This is a genomic window from Pseudonocardia sulfidoxydans NBRC 16205, from assembly GCF_007989085.1.
Classification (GTDB): domain Bacteria; phylum Actinomycetota; class Actinomycetes; order Mycobacteriales; family Pseudonocardiaceae; genus Pseudonocardia; species Pseudonocardia sulfidoxydans.
In genome coordinates this window covers 92,184-113,090 of sequence record NZ_BJVJ01000005.1, presented here as the reverse complement: position 1 = coordinate 113,090, position 20,907 = coordinate 92,184, and the positions used below count along the sequence as shown (strand labels likewise).

19 protein-coding genes are annotated in these 20,907 nt (G+C 72.6%); 14 read left to right on the top strand and 5 right to left on the bottom strand.

Features of this window, described 5'->3' with window-relative positions; genetic code table 11:
- The first annotated feature begins 76 nt into the window (after positions 1–76).
- From PSU4_RS04480 to PSU4_RS04445, 7 genes are all read left to right on the top strand, one after another.
- On the top strand, positions 77–1,432 hold the full coding sequence (locus PSU4_RS04480) for a Rieske 2Fe-2S domain-containing protein (protein ID WP_147102664.1): 1,356 nt from the start codon (positions 77–79) through the stop codon (positions 1,430–1,432).
- 123 nt (positions 1,433–1,555) lie between these two features.
- Positions 1,556–3,184, top strand: coding sequence for an ABC transporter substrate-binding protein (locus PSU4_RS04475; RefSeq protein ID WP_147102663.1), 1,629 nt, complete (start codon positions 1,556–1,558; stop codon positions 3,182–3,184).
- A gap of 117 nt (positions 3,185–3,301) precedes the next feature.
- Positions 3,302–4,345, top strand: coding sequence for an ABC transporter permease (locus tag PSU4_RS04465; protein ID WP_147102662.1), 1,044 nt, complete (start codon positions 3,302–3,304; stop codon positions 4,343–4,345).
- Positions 4,338–5,309, top strand: a complete 972-nt coding sequence (locus tag PSU4_RS04460; protein WP_147102661.1) for an ABC transporter permease — start codon at positions 4,338–4,340, stop codon at positions 5,307–5,309. Before PSU4_RS04465 ends, PSU4_RS04460 begins: the two co-directional genes overlap by 8 nt.
- A complete protein-coding gene (locus PSU4_RS04455) occupies positions 5,309–6,478 on the top strand; it encodes an ABC transporter ATP-binding protein (RefSeq protein WP_246114942.1) in 1,170 nt (389 codons plus the stop codon). Before PSU4_RS04460 ends, PSU4_RS04455 begins: the two co-directional genes overlap by 1 nt.
- Entirely contained in the window at positions 6,475–7,545 is a 1,071-nt protein-coding gene (locus PSU4_RS04450; RefSeq protein WP_246114932.1) for an ABC transporter ATP-binding protein, read from the top strand. Before PSU4_RS04455 ends, PSU4_RS04450 begins: the two co-directional genes overlap by 4 nt.
- A 101-nt stretch (positions 7,546–7,646) precedes the next feature.
- Positions 7,647–8,861, top strand: coding sequence for an MFS transporter (locus PSU4_RS04445; RefSeq protein WP_186816733.1), 1,215 nt, complete (start codon positions 7,647–7,649; stop codon positions 8,859–8,861).
- A gap of 4 nt (positions 8,862–8,865) precedes the next feature.
- On the opposite strand, the gene PSU4_RS04440 is transcribed toward PSU4_RS04445, so the two are convergent.
- The 3 genes from PSU4_RS04440 to PSU4_RS04430 all read right to left on the bottom strand — a co-directional run bounded on the left by PSU4_RS04440 (position 8,866) and on the right by PSU4_RS04430 (position 11,733).
- A complete protein-coding gene (locus PSU4_RS04440; protein ID WP_186816732.1) occupies positions 8,866–9,324 on the bottom strand; it encodes a MarR family winged helix-turn-helix transcriptional regulator in 459 nt (152 codons plus the stop codon).
- A 40-nt stretch (positions 9,325–9,364) separates the two neighbouring features.
- Positions 9,365–9,922: a GNAT family N-acetyltransferase gene (locus PSU4_RS04435; RefSeq protein ID WP_147102658.1), complete on the bottom strand. Its 558-nt coding sequence runs from the start codon at positions 9,920–9,922 to the stop codon at positions 9,365–9,367.
- Between the two features lie 302 nt (positions 9,923–10,224).
- On the bottom strand, positions 10,225–11,733 hold the full coding sequence (locus tag PSU4_RS04430) for a PucR family transcriptional regulator (RefSeq protein WP_186816731.1): 1,509 nt from the start codon (positions 11,731–11,733) through the stop codon (positions 10,225–10,227).
- 166 nt (positions 11,734–11,899) lie between these two features.
- Between PSU4_RS04430 and PSU4_RS04425 the strand changes: the two genes are divergently transcribed.
- From PSU4_RS04425 to aroQ, 7 genes are all read left to right on the top strand, one after another.
- On the top strand, positions 11,900–14,269 hold the full coding sequence (locus tag PSU4_RS04425; protein ID WP_147102656.1) for a xanthine dehydrogenase family protein molybdopterin-binding subunit: 2,370 nt from the start codon (positions 11,900–11,902) through the stop codon (positions 14,267–14,269).
- A 33-nt stretch (positions 14,270–14,302) separates the two neighbouring features.
- Positions 14,303–15,028 (top strand): LamB/YcsF family protein, encoded by a 726-nt coding sequence (locus PSU4_RS04420; protein WP_147102655.1) that lies wholly within the window; start codon positions 14,303–14,305, stop codon positions 15,026–15,028.
- A gap of 28 nt (positions 15,029–15,056) precedes the next feature.
- Entirely contained in the window at positions 15,057–15,302 is a 246-nt protein-coding gene (locus PSU4_RS04415; protein ID WP_147102654.1) for an acetyl-CoA carboxylase, read from the top strand.
- Positions 15,299–16,654, top strand: coding sequence for an acetyl-CoA carboxylase biotin carboxylase subunit (locus tag PSU4_RS04410; protein ID WP_147102653.1), 1,356 nt, complete (start codon positions 15,299–15,301; stop codon positions 16,652–16,654). The genes PSU4_RS04415 and PSU4_RS04410 overlap by 4 nt, the downstream gene beginning before the upstream one ends.
- On the top strand, positions 16,651–17,538 hold the full coding sequence (locus tag PSU4_RS04405; RefSeq protein WP_147102652.1) for a 5-oxoprolinase subunit B family protein: 888 nt from the start codon (positions 16,651–16,653) through the stop codon (positions 17,536–17,538). The genes PSU4_RS04410 and PSU4_RS04405 overlap by 4 nt, the downstream gene beginning before the upstream one ends.
- Positions 17,535–18,506 carry a 5-oxoprolinase subunit C family protein gene (locus PSU4_RS04400; protein WP_147102651.1) on the top strand — a complete coding sequence of 324 codons (972 nt, stop codon included), beginning with the start codon at positions 17,535–17,537 and terminating at the stop codon, positions 18,504–18,506. The genes PSU4_RS04405 and PSU4_RS04400 overlap by 4 nt, the downstream gene beginning before the upstream one ends.
- 100 nt (positions 18,507–18,606) lie before the next feature.
- Positions 18,607–19,056: a type II 3-dehydroquinate dehydratase gene (aroQ, locus tag PSU4_RS04395; RefSeq protein WP_147102650.1), complete on the top strand. Its 450-nt coding sequence runs from the start codon at positions 18,607–18,609 to the stop codon at positions 19,054–19,056.
- Between the two features lie 163 nt (positions 19,057–19,219).
- Here the strand turns inward: aroQ and PSU4_RS04390 are convergent, their stop codons facing one another.
- Complete coding sequence (locus PSU4_RS04390) at positions 19,220–19,945, bottom strand: SDR family NAD(P)-dependent oxidoreductase (protein WP_147102649.1); 726 nt, start codon at positions 19,943–19,945, stop codon at positions 19,220–19,222.
- Positions 19,946–19,952: 7 nt separating this feature from the next.
- The gene (locus PSU4_RS04385) at positions 19,953–20,882 is read right to left on the bottom strand and encodes a DMT family transporter (RefSeq protein ID WP_147102787.1); all 930 of its coding nucleotides are present in this window, start codon (positions 20,880–20,882) and stop codon (positions 19,953–19,955) included.
- Between the last annotated feature and the right edge of the window lie 25 nt (positions 20,883–20,907).

Here is a 20,907-nt window from a genome sequence, read left to right as displayed (position 1 = left end):
CGATCGGCCGGCCGCCGCCACCGCGGACGACCGGCCCCACCACCGGCCGACCACCGATCCGGAAAGAAGGACGACGATGCTGTCAGCGGAGGACAACGACCTCATGTGCCGGGTCGGCCCCGGCACGCCCATGGGTGACCTGCTGCGCCGCTACTGGACCCCTGCACTGCTCGTCAGCGAGGCCCCCACCCCCGACGGCGACCCCGTCCGGGTGCGTCTGCTGGGCGAGGACCTGGTCGCCTTCCGCGACACCGACGGCAGGATCGGGCTGGTCCAGGAGAACTGCCCGCACCGCGGCGCCTCGCTGTGGTTCGGCCGCAACGAGGAGTGCGGGCTGCGCTGCCCGTACCACGGCTGGAAGTTCGACCGCGACGGCAACTGCGTCGACATGCCCAGCGAGCCGCCGCAGAGCGTGTTCAAGGACAAGGTCAAGATCACCAGCTACCCGACGCACGAGTCCGGTGGCGTCGTGTGGACCTACATGGGCCCACGCGAGCAGCTGACCCCGTTCCGCGACTTCGGCACCGAGACGCTGGCCCCGGAGCACGTGTCGGCCACCAAGCTGCACACCACCTGCAACTGGGTGCAGGCGATGGAGGGCAACCTCGACACCTCCCACATCTCGTGGCTGCACCAGTTCCACGCCGTCCCCGACATCCCCGACGACGGCAGCGACAAGCCCGGCTACCCGTCGAACCCGCAGTCCTGGAAGTTCTGGCTCCACGACCGCGCGCCGCGCCTGGAGATCGAGGACACCTGGTACGGGTTCAAGTACGTCGGCATCCGGACGACGCCCAACGGGCATAAGCACGTCCGGATGAGCGCGTTCTGCTTCCCCTACATCACCGCGATCGCCACCGTCCCGTGGGGCTGCCGGCTCGGCATCTTCGTCCCGATCGACGACGAGAACTGCTGGCGCTACAGCATCACCACCCGCGAGGTGACCAACCCGCGCGACATCGGCGGCCCCAACCTGTTCTCGGTGAGCCCATTCAAGTTCGGCCGCGCCGAGGTCAACGGCAACGGGATCATCCCGCGCGAGTACACCGCCGGGAACGACTACGGCATCGACCGCGACCACCAGCGCGACTTCAGCTACTCCGGCGTCGCCGAGTTCGTCAGCCAGGACCTCATGGTCACCGAGTCGATGGGCCCGATCTACGACCGCACCCAGGAGCGCCTCGGCACCTCCGACAAGGCGATCATCCGGATGCGCCGCCAGCTCATCGCCGCCGCGAAGAAGGTCCGCGAGGGCGGCGAGGCACCGGCGGTCGCCGGCGACCTCGACTACCGCACCATCCGCTCCGCCGAGAAGATCCTCGAGACCGACGAGGACTGGCGCATCCTCGGCACCAACGAGGACCCGACGGTCATCGAGATGGACGTCGACGGCATCCGCGACCGCAACCCGCTGCCGTCGGCAGGCACCTGACCGCGGCCGGGGGACGTCCCGGCGTCCCCCGGCCCGCACCCCGGTCCTGACGGCCCCTCGGCCGGGGCGGCCCGCTCCCACCCTCGCGCGCGGTGCGCGCCACGAACCTCGATGGAGAGTCACATGCGGATCCGTCCCGCACGGACCCGGTCGGCCGGAAGAGTCGTCACGATCCTCGTGGCGCTGCTCGGCCTGCTCGTCGTCGTCGCCGGCTGCGGCGCCGCCGGCGGCGGCAAGCCCAACGACGGCGGCCCGATCGGCGCGGTCAACCCCTACGGCTCCGACCTCGCGGCCGACGGGACCCCCGAGAACGGCGGAACGCTCGTCCTGGGCACGGACCGCGAGATCGTCAGCTACGACCCGACGGTCCAGAACTCGAACATGGCCGCGATGGCCGTCTACGACTCGCTGATGAAGCTGACCCCCGACGGCAAGGCCGAACCGTTCATGGCGAAGTCCATGACCTCGCCCGACCAGGGGAAGACCTGGGACCTCGTGCTGCGGCCCGAGGTGACGTTCTCCGACGGCACCCCGCTCGACGCGCAGGCCGTCATCACCAACGTGCAGCGCCACATCGACAAGGTGTCCTCGCCCGCGCACGCCTACGCCGCGCAGATCGCGTCGATGACCGCGACCGACCCGTACACGGTGCGCTTCGCGCTCAAGGCGCCGCTGGGTGTGTTCCCGACGGTCTTCGCCCAGCCGATCACCTACGGCAGCCTCGGCCTGATCGTCTCGCCCGCGGCGTTGGCGCAGTACGGCACCGACATCGGCCGCCACCCCGTCGGCGCCGGGCCGTTCACCTTCGTCGAGTGGATCCCGGACTCGCACGCCACGTTCGGAAAGAACCCGACGTACTGGCAGCAGGGCCTGCCGCACCTCGACACGCTCGAGTTCCGGCCGATCCCCGACACCGACTCGCGGCTCGCCTCCATCCAGAACGGTGACGTCGACGTCGCGTTCGGCGGCTACAGCCAGGAGCTCGTGCCGGCGCTGAACAACCCGAACCTGAAGGTCTACTACGGCCCCGGCAACGCGGGGGAGTACCTGTACTTCAACTTCGCCAAGGCGCCCTTCGACGACCGGCGCATGCGCGAGGCCATCATCCGCGGCTTCGACCTCAACGCGCTCGGCGCGAGCCAGTACAACAACCGGCTCGTCACGGCCAAGAGCCTGTTCGAGGAGACCAGCGCCTACCACACCGACGCCGCCTCCCAGGAATGGCCGGCCTACGACCCGGCCAGGGCGAAAGCGCTCGTCGACGAGTACAAGGCCTCCGGCGGCGACCCCACCTTCACGTTCAAGACGACGACCGCCCGCCGCGCGATGGGCGAGTTCATCCAGGCGCAGATGGCCGCCATCGGCATCACCATCGACGTCGAGTACTACGACCTCGCGCAGTTCTCGTCGAAGGTCGTGCAGAGCAACGACTTCCAGCTCACGACGTGGGTCGGTGGCTTCGACTCCCCCTACCCGGGCGCGTCGCGCCTGCTGCACAGCGGCGGCAACACGAACTACGGCAAGTACGCCAACCCGCAGGTCGACCAGCTGCTCGACCAGGCCGCCGCCACCAGCGACGACGCCGCCCGCACCCAGGCCTACCAGCAGGTCGAGTCGATCGTCGGCAAGGACCTGCCCGTAGCGTTCTTCAGCCGCAGCTACCTGTCGACGATCACGAAGCCGGAGGTCAAGGGCATCGACCGGTACACCTCGCGCGACATGTTCTACGCGAACACCTGGGTCGACCGGTGACCCTCCCCGGCCGGGACGCCCCACCGGGCGGCCCCGGCGGGGCGGGCCCGGTCGGACCCGTCGACATCGACACCCCGCTGGTCGCAGCGTTGCCGCCACGGGAGAGCTGAGGCCGTCATGGCAGAGATGACCATCGCGACACCACCGACCACGACCGCGCCACCCGGCGAGGCGCCGGGCAGGGCGCCGCGCGGGGGCCGGCGCAAGGCGGCCGTGCGGCGGATCCGGCGCCGGCTGGTCCACCTGCTCATCGTGCTGATCGCGGTGACGTTCCTGTCGTTCGTCGTGATCGACCTGCTCCCCGGCGACGCCGCCGTCGTCGTCGCCGGTGACAACGCCACCCCCGCGCAGGTCGCGCAGGTCCGCGCCGACCTCGGCCTCGACCGGCCGATGCTCGTCCGTTACGTCGACTGGCTCGGCGGTGTCGTCACCGGCGACCTGGGCCGCTCGTTCCGCACCGGCCAGCCCGTCACCGAGGCGCTCGCGCAGCGCATCCCGGTGACGTTCGAGCTGACGATCATCGCCCAGGTCCTGGCACTGCTCGTCGCGGTGCCGCTGGCCGTCTACTCGGCCTACCGGCCGGGCCGCTTCGTCGACCGCACCTCGATGACCATCGGGTTCGGCGCCGCCGCGATGCCGCAGTTCGTGTTCGGCATGGTCCTGATCGTGCTGTTCGCCGGCGGGCTCACCAGCATCCTGCCCGCCACCGGGTACACCAGCTTCTTCACCGACCCGCTCGACAACATCAGAACGATCATCCTGCCGTGCCTGACGCTGATGATCGCGGAGGCGGCGGTCTACCGACAACTCCTGCGCTCGGACATGATCTCGACGCTGCAGGAGGACTACATCCTGATGGCGCGGTCCAAGGGCCTCGGACCACGGACCATCCTGCTGCGCCACGCACTGCGGCCCTCGTCGTTCTCGCTGATCACCCTCTCCGGGGTGAACATCGGACGGCTCCTGGGCGGGACCGTCATCGTGGAGACGCTCTTCGCGATCCCGGGCCTGGGCCAGATGATCGTGCAGGCGGTGTTCAACCGCGACTACATGCTGCTCCAAGGCGGACTGCTCTTCGTCGCCGTGGCCTACGTCGTGATCAACATGATCATCGACCTGCTCTACCTCGTCCTCGACCCCCGGGTGCGCCGCGATGCCTGACAGCCCGAAGACGACCACCACCACCACGAGCCTGCAGAAGGCGGCCGTCGCCGACCGCGACGCCACCGACTCCGAGATCACCTCCGCCGACCTCGACCTCGTCGAGCCCGTCACCGGGGCCACGGCGACCGCGCCGGCCAAGGCCCGCCGCCGGCGCACGCCGTTCGGCTGGTACCTCGCCCTGTTCTGGATCGCGGCCATCGTGATCTCGGCGATCTTCGCGCCCCTGCTGCCGCTGTGGGACCCCGCCGTCCCCGACTACAACAACGTCTTCGGCGGCATCACCCCGCAGCACTGGCTGGGCGGGGACACCCTCGGCCGCGACAACCTCTCGCGCATCATCTACGGCGCCCGGGCGTCGCTGCTCGTCGGCCTGTGCGCGGTGCTGCTCGGCGCGGTCGTCGGCGGCATCCTCGGCATGGTCGCCGGCTACTTCCGCGGCCGCACCGAACGCGTCCTCGCCCTGGTCACCGACGTCGTGCTCGCGTTCCCGGGCCTCGTCCTGATCATCGCGATCGTCGCGATCCTCGGGGCCAGCCTCACCAACCTGATCGTCGGCCTCGCCATCCTGTCGGTGCCGACGTTCATCCGGCTCGCCCGGGCGACGACCCTCGTCGTCACCCAGCGGGAGTTCGTGCAGGCCGCCCGCGCCTACGGATGCCGACCGATGCGGATCATCCTGCGCGAGATCGCCCCCAACGTCGTGATGCCGGTCGCCGCGTACGGGTTCATCATGGTCGGCGTCTTCATCGTCGTGGAGGGCTCGCTGAGCTTCCTCGGCCTGGGCATCCCACCGCCCACCCCCTCGTGGGGCGGCATGATCGCCGGCGGGCGCACCCAGCTGATCGAGTACCCGCACATCTCGCTGATCCCCGCCGCGGTCATGTTCCTGACCGTGCTGGCCATCAACTACGTCGGCGAGCGGAGCCGCAAGCTGTTCGAGGTCAGGGAGAGCAACCTGTGATGCGCCCGACGATGCCCCGGGCCGAGAAGGCCCCCACGACTGCGACCGCCCCGACCGGCAAGCACGCCCGCCGCGAGGGCTACGAGGACGGCGCCCTGCTCACCGTCGACGACGTCCACGTCCGTTTCCACACCCGCAACGGCGTCGTGCACGCCGTCGAAGGAGTGTCGCTGTCGCTGTCGGAGGGCGAGGTCCTCGCCGTCGTCGGGGAGTCCGGCTCCGGCAAGACCGTCTTCACCCGACGCGTCATGGGTCTCATCGCCGGCAGCCGCGACACCGAGGTCAGCGGCACCGTCACCTTCGACGGCAGCACGCTCACCGAGCTCGACGCCAAAGGCCTGTCCGCGGTGTGGGGCAAGGAGATCGCGCTGGTCCTGCAGGACCCGATGACCTCGCTCAACCCGGTCAAGCGGATCGGCGCCCAGATCACCGAGACGCTGATCCTGCACCAGAAGCTGTCGAAGCAGGACGCGAACGCCCGCGCGGTCGAGCTGCTGCGCTCGGTCGGGCTGTCCGAGCCCGAGCGTCGCGTGCGGCAGTACCCGCACGAGCTCTCCGGCGGCATGCGCCAGCGCGTCACCATCGCCATCGCGCTCTCGTGCAGCCCGCGGCTGCTGCTCGCCGACGAGCCCACCACCGCCCTCGACGTCACCGTCCAGGCCCAGATCCTCGACCTGCTCGGCGACCTGCAGTCACGGCTGGGCATGGCGATGCTGCTGGTCACCCACGACCTGCGGGTCGTGCGCAGCCGCAGCGACCGGATCGCCGTCATGTACGCCGGGCGCATCGTCGAGACCGCACCCACCAAGGACCTGTTCGACGCGCCCCGGATGCCCTACACCGAGGCGCTCATGAACGCGGTCCCGCCGATCACCGGGCCCAACCACGTCCGGCTCGCCGTCATCCCGGGCCGCCCACCGGACCTGCTGGCCCCGCCGACGGGCTGCCGGTTCAGCCCGCGCTGCCCATACGCGCAGGACAGGTGCCTCACCGAGGAGCCGCCCCTGCGCGACGCGGCCGCCCTGCCCGGCGGCGCGGCCGTCGACCACTCCTACCGGTGCTGGTACCCGGTGGGGACACCCGAGAACGCGCAGGCGCGCCGGGTCAACGCCGAACGCGGTGAGACCGCCGCCGGGACGCCGGTGACGGGGGAGATGGTGCCCGCATGAGCAGCACGACCGACAGCAGCGTCGTCCTTCACGAGCCGACCGAGGACCAGCCCACCGGGGAGGTCGTCCTGCGGCTGGAGGACCTCGTCGTCGAGTTCCCCGCCGGGGCCGGCGAGATCGTCCACGCCGTCTCGGGGATCAACCTGGAGGTCCGCCGCGGCGAGACCCTCGGGCTTGTCGGCGAGTCCGGCTGCGGCAAGTCCACCACCGGACGCGCCATCATGCAGCTGCCCAGGCCCACCGGCGGCGCCGTCCACTTCGACGGCCGCGACCTCGCGTCGCTGTCGGCGGAGGAGGTCCGCAAGCTGCGGCCCAAGCTGCAGATGATCTTCCAGGACCCCATCTCGTCGCTGAACCCGCGCCGGCGGATCCCCGACATCGTCGGCGACCCGCTCGTCGTCTGGGGCCGCGGCGCCGAGAAGGCCACGATCGTGCCCGAGGTGCTGCGCGCCGTCGGACTCGACCTCGACCAGGTCGCCGACCGGCGCCCGCACCAGTTCTCCGGCGGCCAGTGCCAGCGCGTCTCCATCGCGCGGGCCCTGGTGCTCGAGCCGGAGGTACTGATCTGCGACGAGCCCGTCTCGGCGCTCGACGTGTCCGTGCAGGCCCAGATCCTCAACCTGCTCGAGGACATGAAGGCCCGCTACGGCCTCACGCTCGTGTTCATCGCCCACGACCTGGGCGTCGTCCGCAACATCAGCGACCGCGTCGCCGTCATGTACCTGGGCCGGATCTGCGAGCTCGGGCCCACCGAGGCGCTCTTCGACGCCCCCGTGCACCCCTACACGCGGCTGCTCGTCTCCTCGATCCCGTCGATGGAGGGTGCGCAGCGCGGCGAGCTCGGCACCGGCGAGATGCCCTCACCCGTCTCGCCGCCCAGCGGCTGCCGGTTCCGCACCCGCTGCCCGCTGGCCACCGAGCGGTGCGCCGCCGCGGTGCCCGAGATGCGGGAGGTGGCCCCCGGCCGCGTCACCGCGTGTCACCACCCGATCCTCGACACCCCGGCCTCGGCGGTCGCGGGCGACTCCACGACCAACGGGACCGCACCGGCCCCCGCGGACAGCTGAGCGCCCGTCGCACCCGGCCCCCGATCGCAACGTCGCGACGGGGGACGGGCTGGGGTGTCGTCGTCGCCGGTTCCGTACTGTTGCTCGTCCAGACCGGGTGCGTGATCAGCGCGTTCGGCGCCTACCTCGTCGCGATCACCGCCGACACCGGCTGGAGCCCCGGCATCGTCGCCGTCGCGTTCGCGATCATCCAGCTCGGCAACGGCACCATCTCGCCCGTCACCGGCTGGGCCTGCGACCGGTTCGGCACCCGTGCCGTCGCCGCCCTCGGGACGCTGCTCACCGCCGCCGGCTGCGTCATGGTCGCCCACGCCGGCAGCTCCGGCGGGTTCATCGGCGCCGTCGTCGTGGTCTCCCTCGGCTGCTCCGCCGCCGGGATCACGCCGCTGACCGTCGCCGTCGTCCAGTCGCTCACCCACCGGCGCACCCTCGCCCTCGGCCTGCTGCCCAGCGGCATCGCCCTCGGCGGGCTGCTCGTCCCCGCCGTCGTGTGGCTGCTCGACACCGCCGGCTGGCGCACCGCGTTCCTCGCCGTCGCGGCCGTGACGACCGTCGTCGGGCTGGTGGCGTGCGTGTGGCTGCCGGGGCCGGCCGTGGCACGCCGGCGACGGGTCGCGGTCGCCGCCCCCGGCGCCGCCGTGTCCGCTGTCGCCGCGCCCGAACCCGGCGCCGGACCCGACCTGGACCTGCGCGCCGCTGTGCGCACCTCCGCGTTCTGGCTGCTCATCGCCGGGCACGGATGCGCGCTCGTCGCCGTCGGCGCCATGAACCTGCACCTCGTCCCCCTCATGACCCACGGCCGCGGCTTCGACCTCGCGATCGCGGGCCTCGCCGTCGCCGGCATGTCGGTCACCCAGCTGATCGGACAGCTCGTCACCGGCGTCGTCGGCGACCGCTTCGACAAACGCCGCCTCGCCGCCGGCTGCATGGCGCTGCAGACCGCCGTCCTCGTCGTGCTCGCGTTCTCGTCGAACCTGGTCGTCGTGTTCGCCGCCGCGATGCTGCACGGGCTGGGCTGGGGCCTGCGCGGCCCGGCCATGAACGCCCTGCGCGCCGACTACTTCGGCACCCGCGCCTTCGGCACCATCACCGGCTGGTCGATGGGGTTCGTGTCGCTGGGGATGGTCGGCGGGCCGCTGCTCGTCTCCGTCTTCGCCCAGGGCCCCGGCGGCTACCCGGTCGGCTTCCTGGCCGCCACGGCCGCGACCGTCGCCGGACTCGTCGCGTTCCTCGTCGTCCGCCCGCCGCGGCCCCGCGAACCGGTCACCACCGCCGCCGGCCGCGGGTGCTCCGCCGCGCCGGAGTCGGCGGCCTGATCCCTCAGTCCGCCCCGGCCGCGCGGTCGAACCCGTCGGCCAGGTCCTCCATCGCCGGCAACGCCGCCAGCAGCGCCGTCGTCATCTGCTCCGGCATCTCCGCCAGGATCGCCGTCACCGTCGCCGAGCGCTTCTCCCGGATCCGCGCCGTCGTCGCCCGGCCGACGTCGGTGGCCTCCAGCAGCGCGGCGCGCTGGTCGGTGGGGTGCGGGGTACGCCGGATCAGGCCCGCCGCGTCGAGCTTGGTGACGATCCGCGACAGCATCGTCGGGTTGATGCCCTCGAACCGGGCCACCTCCGTCGGCCCGATCGGACCCCGGAACCCGATGATCGCCAGCACCGACGCCTGGCTCGGCGTCAGGTCCTCGCTGATCGCCGCGGCGTTGAGCACGCGCGCGAGCCGCACGATCGCCCGGCGCAGGCGCGCGACGGACTCCGGGTCGAACGTCACGGGGTCGGGCACGCCTGGCTCCTCGTAGACCGCGGTTGGTGCGTCATGACTATCAGGGCGGGCCCGGCGAGGCCGCATCCGGGGCGAGCGACCTGCTCATGCGTGCGAGCGGGATCACGACACCGGTCGACGAATCGCTCAGTTCCTCGTCGACGACGTAACCCGCCGCCTCGTAGAGCGGGCGGCCCGCGACCGTCGCCATCAGCTCGACGCGGGTGAAGCCCGCCGCCGCCGCGGCCGCCTCGCACCGCCGCAGCACGAGGCGCCCGACGCCGCGGCGGGTGTGGTCGGGATGGGTGTACATCGCGCGGATGCGGGCGGGCTGCGTGGCGGGGTCCAGGAGGGCGTCGTCGCGGCCCTCGGTGTGGTCGCCGCCGTAGAGTGTTGCCCGCCGGCTCCAGCCACCGCAGCCGGCGAGCGCCCCGTCGTCCTCGACCACGAAGTACGTGCCGTCGTCGACGAGCCGGGTGTCGACGCCCATGATCGCCCGGCTGGCCTCCACCTGTGCGGGGTCGAGCCAGGGGGACAGCAGCCGGCCGATCGCGGCGTCGACGAGCGGGGTGAGCGCGGCCAGGTCGGCGGGGGTCGCGAGCCTGCTGGTCAGCGGCATCCGGCGATCATGCCACCGGCCGGCCCCGCGCCCCGGCGAGCTGTCCGCTTCGTCGCGCGCAACCTGACGGTCGTCCCTGAGCGCCATCAGAACAGTGAGGTTGCGGCCGGATTTCCGCGCGCAACCTGACGGTCGTCGCGCGGCCGGATTGCAGCGGTGGGGTTGCGCGCGTGTTGTGGGGTGCAACCTGACGGTCGTCGTGCGGGATTGCAGCGGTGGGGTTGCGCGCGTGCTGTGGGGTGCAACCTGACGGTCGTCGCGCGGGCGGATTGCAGCAGTGGGGTTGCGCGCGGGGGTGGGCTTCAGACCTGCAGCGCGAACCAGAGCTCGGCGCGCACGCCGGGGGAGTCGAGGTCGCGGTCGAGCAGCCGCGCCGCCTTGTCGATGCGGGTGCGCAGCGTGTGCCGGTGCACGCCCAGCGCGGTGGCGGCCGGGTCCCACTGCCCGTGGTGGGTGAGCCACGCCCGCACCGACTCGACGAGCTCACCACGGCGGTGCTCGTCGTGGCGGACGAGCGGGCGCAGCAGCGACTCCGCGAACCCCGCCGCGTCGCCCGCCGGGACCAGCTCGTGCAGCCCGGCACCGGCGAGCTCGCCGAACCGCACGAGCGGCAGGTGCCGACGGTGGGCGGCGTCGAGGGCGTGGACGGCCTGGTCGACGGCCTGCCCGACCGGGGTCCGCCCCGGCGCCGCGGCGGGTGTCGGGTCGTCGACGACCGGGTCGGACACCCCCGCGTGCACGTCCGGCCAGGCCGCGGCCGCGCGCAGCACCGCCTCGGTCTCGGCGGGCTCGGCGAGGACGACGACCGCGTCGCCCCGGGCCGCGGCGAACGGCGGCCTGCGGTCGCGGCCCTCCAGGGCGTCGAGGAGGTCGTCGGTACGGCCGTCGCGGCGACGCAGCGCGACCGCGTGCGCACCCGCGCCGGGCGGGCGGCCCCACAGCGGCTCGGCGATGTCGGCGGCTCCGGCGCCGGGGGCGGCGAGCATCAGTTCCAGCAGCGCGGCGCGCAGGTCGCGTTCGGCGCGGGCGACGGCGCCGCCGCGGGCGTGCAGCAGCGTCAGCACCGACACCGCCGAGCCGATCACCTGCTTGTCGACCGGGGAGAACGGGGTCGCGCGGCCGACGGCGAGGACGCCGCGGCCGGGCAGCCGCAGCGTCTGCAGGACGACGTGCCCGTCGTCGGCGCAGAGCGTGGCGCTCGTCGCGCCCCGCCGCGCGAGGACCCGGCGGACCTCCGCGCGCAGGCCGGCCGCGCGACGGCCGGCGCCGCGGGGTGCGGCGTGTCGGACGGTGTGGGTGGCGTCGACGACGAGTGCCCAGGCGTCGAGCAGCGTGGCGAGCGTGCGCAGGACACCGGTGGTCCCGGCGCCGTGCAGCGCTGCCGTGGTCAGCGCCCGCTGGGCCTCGTCGGAGCGCACGACCTGGGTGTAGGCGTCGGAGGCGAGCGCCGCGGAGACCGCCTTGGTGATCGCGATGAACGGGGTGCGTTCGGGGACCTCCAGCAGCGGCAGCCGCACCCGCTCGCACGCCGCGGCCAGCTCGGCCGGGACCGTCGCCCAGCCCAGACCGGTCCCGAACCCGAGGCCGGCGAGCCCGTGGGCGGCGAGCCGGCCCGCGTACACCGCGGGGTCGGTCGCCCGGATGGGCAGTCCTGTGGTCAGCAGGAGCTCTCCGCCGTCGAGATAGCGGGTCGGGTCGGCGAGCTCGCTGCTGTGGGCCCAGCTGACCTCGCGATCCAGATCTGCGGAAGGACACGCCGGGCGGAGCCCGAGGCTGCGGTCGGAGATCAGGTCGTCGAGGGTCGCGGGCACGGTCGCACCTCCGGGAGCCGTCACCGGAGGTGGACACGTCGTCGGGTTCGGCCTCCGCAACGGGACGAACTGGACACTACCCCTGAACCGTGTTCCGGATCACTCTGGCGGTACGCGTGCGCCCACCACCGCTCCACCTCGAAGCGCCTCAGAAGGACGTGATCCGGTGACCCAGACCGCCCCGCGGTACGTCGGCCAGAGCCTGCCCCGCAAGGAGGACGCGGCGCTGCTGACCGGGAACGGGACCTGGACCGACGACATCACCCCCGCCGCGACGCTGCACATGACCGTCGTGCGCAGCCCGGTCCCGCACGCCCGCATCGGCGGGATCGACACCACCGCCGCCCGCGCCGTGCCCGGCGTCGTGCACGTCCTCACGGGTGAGGACCTGGCCGGGGAGTTCGTCGCCGGTATCCCCTGCGGCTGGCCCGTCACCGAGGACATCAGGATCCCCGAGCACCACGCGATCGCGGTCGGGGAGGTCAACCACGTCGGGGACGGCGTCGCGGTCGTCCTCGCCGCCAGCGCGGCCGCGGCCCGCGACGCCGTCGACCTCGTCGAGGTCGAGTACGAGCCGCTGCCCGCCGTCGTCGACATCGAGGCGGCGCTCGAACCCGGCGCCCCGCTGGTGCACGAGGAGCTGGGCACCAACCACTGCTACACGTGGCCGCTGGCCACCGGCGACGTCGACGCCGCGTTCGCCCACGCTGACGTCGTCGTCGAGGGCCGCTACCTGCAGCAGCGCGTCATCGCCTCGCCGATGGAGCCGCGCGCGGTCGTCGTCACCCCGGACCCGGTGGGCGGCGGCTTCACGATGTACACCGCGACCCAGGTGCCGCACTTCGTGCGCGACATCCTCGCCGCGATCTGCTCGGTGCCCGACACGAAGCTGCGCGTCGTCGCCCCCGACGTCGGTGGCGGGTTCGGCGCCAAGCTCAACGTCTACGCCGAGGAGGCCCTCGCGCTCGTCCTCGCGCGGCGCACCGGCCGCCCGGTGAAGTGGACGGAGAGCCGGTCGGAGCACCACCTGGCGACGACGCACGGCCGTGGCCAGGCCCAGCACATGGCCGTCGCCGCCACCCGTGACGGGCGCATCCTCGGCATGAAGGTGAACCTGCTCGCCGACATGGGCGCCTACCTGCAGCTGCTCACCCCCGGCATCGCCGTGTTCGGCGCGTTCACCTACTGCGGGCTCTACGACTTCGGCGCCTACTCCTTCGAGTGCAAGGGCGTGTTCACCAACCTCACCCCGACCGACGCCTACCGCGGCGCCGGGCGGTCCGAGGCCGCCTACGCCCACGAGCGGATCATGGACGACCTCGCCCGTGAGCTGGGCATGGACCCCGCCGAGGTGCGGCTGCGCAACCTGCACCCGCCCTTCGACGAGCCGCGCGCCGTCCCGTCCGGCGTCCTCTACGACTCCGGAGACTACGAGCGGTGCATGCGCCGGGCGCTCGACCTCGTCGGCTACGACGAGCTGCGCGCCGAGCAGGCGCGGCGCCGCGAGTCCGGCGACCCCGTGCAGATCGGCATCGGGATCGGCAACTTCACCGAGAGCGGCGGGCTGTCACCGTCGAAGGTCGCGGCGGGGGTGCGGCTGCAGTCGGGCGGCTGGGAGGCCGCCACGGTGCGGATGACGACCAGCGGCAAGGTCGAGGTCGTCACCGGCACCTCGCCGCACGGGCAGGGGCACGAGACGGCGTGGGCGCAGATCGTCGCCGACCGCCTCGGCGTCGACCCGGCCGACGTCGAGGTCCTGCACGGCGACACCATGATCGCCCCGTTCGGCCGCGACACCTACGGCTCGCGCAGCCTCGCCGTCGGCGGGACCGCCGTGCACCTCGCGGCGGGCAAGGTGCGCGACAAGGCGATGCTGATCGCCGCGCACCTGCTCGAGGCCGACGAGTCCGACCTGGAGTTCGAGGCCGGCCGGTTCGCCGTCGCCGGGACGAGCGGGCCGGGCGTCACCATCCAGGAGGTGGCGGGCGCGGCGTCGCTCGCGGCGAACCTGCCCGACGGCATGGAGCCCAACCTCACCGCCGACCACCACTTCGACCCGCCCAACTTCACCTGGCCGTTCGGCACCCACATCTGCGTCACCCACGTCGACACCGACACCGGGTTCGTGCGCATCGACCGCTACGTCGCCGTCGACGACTGCGGGCACCTCGTGAACCCGCAGATCGTCGAGGGCCAGCTGCACGGCGGCATCGCCCAGGGCATCGGGCAGGCCCTGTTCGAGCACGCCACCTTCGACGCCGACGGCAACCCGACGACGGGCACACTCGCCGACTACACGATCCCGTCGGCGACCGACCTGCCGATGTTCGAGCTCGACCAGACCATCACCCCGTCCCCGACGAACCCCATGGGCGTCAAGGGGATCGGCGAGTCCGGGGCCATCGGGTCCTCGCCCGCCGTCGTCAACTCGGTGATCGACGCCGTCGCCCACCTCGGCGTCACGCACGTCGACATGCCGGCGACCCCGCAGGCGGTGTGGCGGGCGATCAGGGCCGCCAAGGGCCAGAATCGGTGACGCGCGACACTCTTGGGAGGGAGTTCTGACGCGATGGTGGCCATCAACTGCGACATGGGCGAGTCGTTCAGCATCTACCACTGCGGCGACGACGAGGGGCTGATGCCCTTCATCACGATCGCGAACGTGGCCTGCGGGTTCCACGCCTCCGACCCGCGGGTCATGGCGAAGACCGTCAAGCTGGCCAAGGAGCACGGCGTGAAGGTGGGGGCGCACCCGTCGCTGCCCGACCGCGAGGGCTTCGGGCGCCGCGAGATGAAGATGGACCGCGACGAGCTGACCGCGTCGGTGATCTACCAGATCGGGGCGCTCGAAGGGTTCCTGCGCGCCGAGGGAATGGAGCTCAACCACGTCAAACCCCACGGCTCGCTCTACGGGATGGCCGCGCGCGACCCCGAGGTCGCCGGTGCGGTCGCCGACGCCGCCGACGTCTTCGGCGTGCCCCTCATGGGCATGTCGGGCACCGTCCACGAACAGGTGTGGGGCGAGCGGGAACCCGGGTTCATCTCCGAGTACTACGCCGACCTCGACTACCGCGACGACGGCTCGCTCATCATCACCCGCGAGCACCAGGCGTTCGACCCGGCGACGTCGGCGCGGGGCGCGGTGCGCGCGGTGACCGAGGGCAAGGCGTCGTCGGTCAACGGGAACGACCTCGCCGTGCGCGCCGACTGCGTGTGCGTCCACTCCGACACCCCGAACGCCGTGGAGCTGGCCCGCGCCGTGAACGAGGCGCTGCAGCCGTACCTGACCGCCTGACCCCTCTTCCCCGAACCGAGGAGTTCTCTTGCCGCGACACGAGGTCGTCTCCCCGATCCCCGGTGTGTTCTACCGGCGGCCCGACCCCGACAGCCCACCGTTCGTCGAGGACGGCGGGGCCGTCGCCGCCGACCAGGCCGTCGGGCTCGTCGAGGTCATGAAGTCGTTCCACCAGGTCGCCGCCGGCGCCGAGGGCACACTCGTCGAGTTCCTCGTCGGCGACGAGGACGAGGTCGACGCCGGACAGCCGGTCGCGGTGGTGGAGACGGGGTGAAGCGCCTGCTCGTCGCGAACCGCGGCGAGATCGCGGTCCGCATCATCCGGGCGGCGCGCGACCTCGGCATCGCGACCGTCGCCGTGCACAGCAAGGCGGACGCCGACGCGCTGCACACCCGGCTCGCCGACGCCGCCGTCGAGATCGGGCCGTCGCCGGCGTCGAAGAGCTACCTCGTCGTCGACGCGATCCTGGCGGCGGCGAAGGACTCCGGTGCCGACGCCGTGCACCCCGGCTACGGGTTCCTGTCCGAGCGCGCCGGGTTCGCCGCCGCGGTGGCCGGCGCCGGGCTGACGTTCGTCGGGCCCGACGCGTCGGTGATCGAGAAGATGGGCGACAAGGTCGCCGCCCGGGAGATCGCCCGCGCGGCCGGCGTCCCGACGGTGCCCGGCACCCCCGGCGGGGTCGCGGGCGTCGACGAGGCGCTCGCCGCCGCCGAGGACGTCGGCTACCCGGTGATGCTCAAGGCCGCCGCCGGGGGTGGCGGCCGGGGCATCCGGGTCGTCGACGACGCCGACGCCCTGCGCACCGCGTTCGGGCAGGCGTCGCAGGAGGCGGCGAAGGCGTTCGGCGACGGCACCATGTACCTGGAACGGTTCGTCACCCACGCCCGTCACGTCGAGGTGCAGGTCCTCGGCGACGGCAGCGACGCCATGCACCTGCTCGACCGGGAGTGCTCGCTGCAGCGGCGCCGGCAGAAGATGGTCGAGGAGGCCGTCGCGCCGGGCGTGTCCGGCGACCTGCGCACGCGCATGACCGACGCGTCGGTCGCGTTGTGCCGGGAGGTCGGCTACCGCAGCGCCGGGACCGTCGAGTATCTCGTCGACGACGACACCGGCGAGTTCTTCTTCATCGAGATGAACACCCGCATCCAGGTCGAGCACCCGACGACCGAGCTCGTCACCGGCATCGACCTCGTCGCCGAGCAGCTGCGCATCGCCGCGGGGGAGCCGCTGCGGTTCGCCCAGGACGACGTCGTCGGCCGCGGGCACGCGATCGAGTTCCGGGTGTGCGCCGAGGACCCCGCGAACAACTTCATGCCGGCCCCGGGCGACCTCGGCCGGGTCACGCTGCCGGCCGGGCCGTGGGTCCGCTGCGACACGTGGGCCGAACCCGACGGGAAGGTCCCGCCGTTCTACGACTCGTTGCTCGCCAAGGTGATCGTGTGGGGCGCCGACCGCGAGGAGGCGCTGCGCCGGTCGCGCCGGGCGCTCGCCGAGTTCTCCGTCGCCGGGGTCCCGACGACGGCCGGGCTGTTCACCGAGCTGCTCGACGAGGAGTGGTTCCGGGCCGCGGACTTCCACACCGCAACGCTGGAGCGGTGGCTCGCCGACCGAGGGGAGAGCACGTGAGTACGGCTGTCCAGGACGCCCGCTACAGCTGGGGCGGCGACGAGTTCGTGTTCGTCGAGCTGGCCGAGGAGATGAGCCTGCAGGCCAATTTCCGCGCCATGGCCATCACGTCGCGGCTGCGCGACGAACGCCCCGACGGCATCGTCGACATCTGCCCGGCCAACGCCTCCTACCAGGTGCACTACGACCCGGACGTGCTCGAACCCCGGGCCCTGCTCGACCACCTGCGCGACCTCGAACGAGCCGTCGGCGACGCGCTCGACGTCAGCCTGCCCAGCCGTGTCCTCGACATCCCGGTGCTCTACCGCGACCCGTGGACGACCGAGACCCTGATGAAGTTCCGCGACCGCCACCAGGACCCCGACTCCACCGACATCGAGTACGCGGCCCGCATCAACGGCTACACCGACGTCGACGACTTCATCGCCGCCCACTCCGGCTCGCCGTGGTTCACCTCGATGGTCGGGTTCGTCGCCGGGCTGCCGTTCAAGTACCAGATGGTGCCCCGGGACCGCCAGATCGTCGTCCCCAAGTACCTGCGGCCCCGCACCGACACCCCGAAGCAGACCGTCGGCTACGGCGGCTGCTTCTCCTGCATCTACTCCGTCCGCGGCGCGGGCGGCTACCAGATGTTCGGCATCACACCCGCACCCATCTACGACCCGACGCAGTCGCTGCCCGACTTCACCGACTTCCTCGTCCTGTTCCGGCCGGGTGACATCGTGAAGTTCACCCCGATCGACCGCGACCAGTACGACCAGGCCGTGGCCGACGTCGAGGCGGGCACGTTCCACGTCACCGCACACGACGTCGACTTCGCGCTCGAACCGTTCCTGGCCGACCCCGACGGCTACAACGCACGCCTGCTGGAGGTGCTGGGATGACCGGGACGATCGAGGTGCGCAAGCCCGGACTGTCGACGACCGTGCAGGACGGCGGCCGCCCCGGCTACTACCACCTGGGCATCCCGCCGTCGGGCGGGCTCGACCAGTACTCGCTCGCCGCCGCGAACCTGCTCGTCGGCAACGACCCCGGTGCGGCGGCGCTGGAGATCGTGTACCTGGGCCCGGAGCTGCTGTTCACCGCCCCGGCGACGGTCGCCGTCGCGGGCGCGACGATGCAGCCCCGGGTGAACGGCGAGGACCGGCCGCTGTGGGAGTCCTTCGACGTCGCCGAGGGTGACGTCCTCGACTTCGGCTACCTCACCGCCGGCGCCCGCGCCTACCTCGCGGTCGGCGGCGGAGTCGACGTGCCCGAGGTGCTCGGCAGCCGCTCCACCTACGGCCTGGGCGGGCTCGGCGGGTTCTCCGGGCGGCCCCTGGCCGAGGGCGACGTCCTCCCGCTCGGCGGCGGCACCGGCCGCGCCGGGCTCGTCGTCCCCGACGACCTACGGCGCAGCATGTCCAAGGACGTCGAGGTCCGCGTCGTGATGGGCCTCTACGACCACCGGCTCACCGACAAGGGCCGCGCCACGTTCCTCGACACGACGTGGCAGCTCACCCCGGTCGCCGACCGGATCGGGTTCCGCTACACCGGCGCCGAGCTGGAAACCGTCGACCGGGAGCCGCCGTTCGGGGCCGGGCAGGATCCGTCCAACATCGTCGACGCGCCCTATCCGATCGGGTCGATCCAGGTCCCGGGCGGTGTCGAGCCGATCGTGCTGCACCGCGACGCGGTGTCCGGTGGCGGCTACATGATGGTGGCGACGGTCGTGTCCTGTGATCTCGACGTCGTCGCCCAGTCGGCGCCGCGGACCCGGACGCGGTTCGTGGAGGTCGACCTCGACGGCGCCCTCGCCGCGCGGGCCGAGCAGCGTGACCGGGCGCGGCGGCTGCGGGAGGCGCTGGGCTGACTGTCCGTCTTGTCGGGCGCAACCTCACGGTTGTTCGGAGGCCTCGGAACAACCGTGAGGTTGCGCCCGGGGTGTGGGTCGCGTGCGGCAGGATCACCGGGTGACCACGTCCTCGCAGCCGACGGTGCTCGTGCTCAACGGCCCCAACCTCAACCTGCTCGGCACCCGCAAGCCGGAGGTCTACGGCTCGACGACGCTCGACGACGTCGCCGCGCTCTGCCGCTCGGCAGCCGCCGAACACGGCTGGGCGGTCGACCTGCGGCAGTCCAACCACGAGGGCGAGCTCGTCGACTGGCTGCACGAGGCGGGCCGCACCGACGGCTGCCCGGGGGTGGTGCTGAACGCGGGCGCCTACACCCACACCTCGGTCGCGCTGCACGACGCGATCGAGGCGATCGACGTGCCGGTCGTCGAGGTGCACATCTCGAACGTGCACAGGCGCGAGCCCTTCCGGCACCACTCGTACCTCTCGCCCGTGGCCGCGGGGATCGTCGTCGGCTTCGGCGTGGCGGGCTACGCCCTCGCGATCCGGGGCCTCGCGACCCGCTGACGCCACGACCATCTCCGCCGAGTTCGACCTGAGACTGGTTCGATCATGGTCCGCGCCAGTCCCTTGTCGAACTCGGCGTAGTGGGTATGGCCGGACCGCGGCGCGCCTGGTCAGGGGTCGTGAGTGGCAATGGTCGCCCTGGCGACTATTGCCACTCACAGGGCTACTTCGGGTCGAAGCGGCGGGAGAGGCGGGCGAAGGTCGCGGGGATCGCGCCGTGTGCGCGGGAGCCCAGCGTCAGCCAGCGGGGGACGAACACCTCGGACCGGTTGTGCGCCACCGCATCCACGACGGCCGCCGCGACCCGGTCGGCGCTGACGGGACGCGGGAACGCGCGGTGGTAGGGGGTGCCGCGGCGCGCGAAGTAGGGGGTGTCGACCGCGCCGGGCAGGATCGTCGTGACCCGGACACCGGACTCGAGGCGGACAGCGTCGGCGAAGCCGCGCAGCCCGGCCTTCGTCGCCGAGTAGACGGCCTCCCCGCCGACACCGATCGCCGCCACCGACGCCACGAACACGACGTGCCCGTCGAGGGTCCGCAGCGTGGGCAGCAGGGCGCTGGTCAGCCGGATCGGGGCGGCGAGGTTGACCGCGAGCATCTGGTCGGCGGTCGCGGGTGGGGTGTCGTGGACCGGGCCCGCCCAGCCGAGCCCGGCGCCGTGCACGAGCAGCCGCACCCGGCCGTCGGCGGCGGCGCGGACGGTCTCGACGCCCTCGGGTGTCGCGAGGTCGGCGACGACGGCGCGGCCCCCGCAGGCCGCGGCGACCGTGTCGAGCCGGCCCGGGTCGCGCCCGGTGACCACGACGTCGTACCCGGCGTCGGCGAGCCGGAGCGCGACCGCGGCGCCGATGCCCGACGAGCCGCCCGTGACCAGCGCCGTGCCCGTCATCGGGTCGTCATCCCGGCGCGGGACCCGCGGGACGGGCGCCCACGGCCTCCATCGCCTCGAAGCGGTGCAGCAGGTGCGTGCCGCGTGCGGTGATGAGCACGATCCCGGCGATGACCACCAGCGCGGCGATGCACTCGCCGGCGAGCTTGGCGGGGGAGGTGTCGAGCTGCTCGCCGAGCCAGCCGACGCCGATGAGGACGGCGACCACCGGGTCGACGCTGGTGATCACCGCGACCGCGGGGGAGATGAGCTTGCCCTGCTGGAACGTGTTCTGGCTGAGCAGGAACCCGAGCGGCCCGATCACGCACACCACGTAGAGCGCCATGTGGGAGAACGGCTCGGTCCAGCCGACCTGCAGCTGCCCGGTGACGACCTTCATCAGCCCGGCCGTGACGCCGTAGAGGACACCGGTGGCCAGGGCGAGCGCCAGGACCCGCGACGAGTGCGACACCACCGCCGCGTAAACGAGGCAGCCGACGACCAGCGCGGCGAGTGCGATGCCCAGCGGCAGCCCGTCGGACAGGTCGAGGCTCTCGTGCGCCGCACCCGGGATGGGGCGGGCCAGCAGCAGGAACGCCGACAGGCCGGCCGCGCAGCACAGCGCGCCGAGCAGGATGACGACGTCGGGGCGGCGGCGCGCCATGAGCGCGGAGAACCCGGCGGCGAACGCGACCCCGGTGACCAGCAGCGGCTGCACGACGGCGATCGGCCCGAACGCGAGCGCGACCAGCTGCAGCACCAGCGCGACGATCGTGGCGACCAGGCCCAGCATCCACATCGGCCGGCCGAACAGCTCGACCAGCAGCCGCGGGCTCAGCGTCGGGGTGACCTCCACCTCCTTGGTGGCCCGCTGCTGGGCGGCGGTGGCCAGGCCGAAGCCGGCGGCCCCCAGGACGGCAGCGGGCACCGCGATGACCATGCCCATCGAGGAGTCCATCGCCACCCCCAACCGCCTTCCGGTG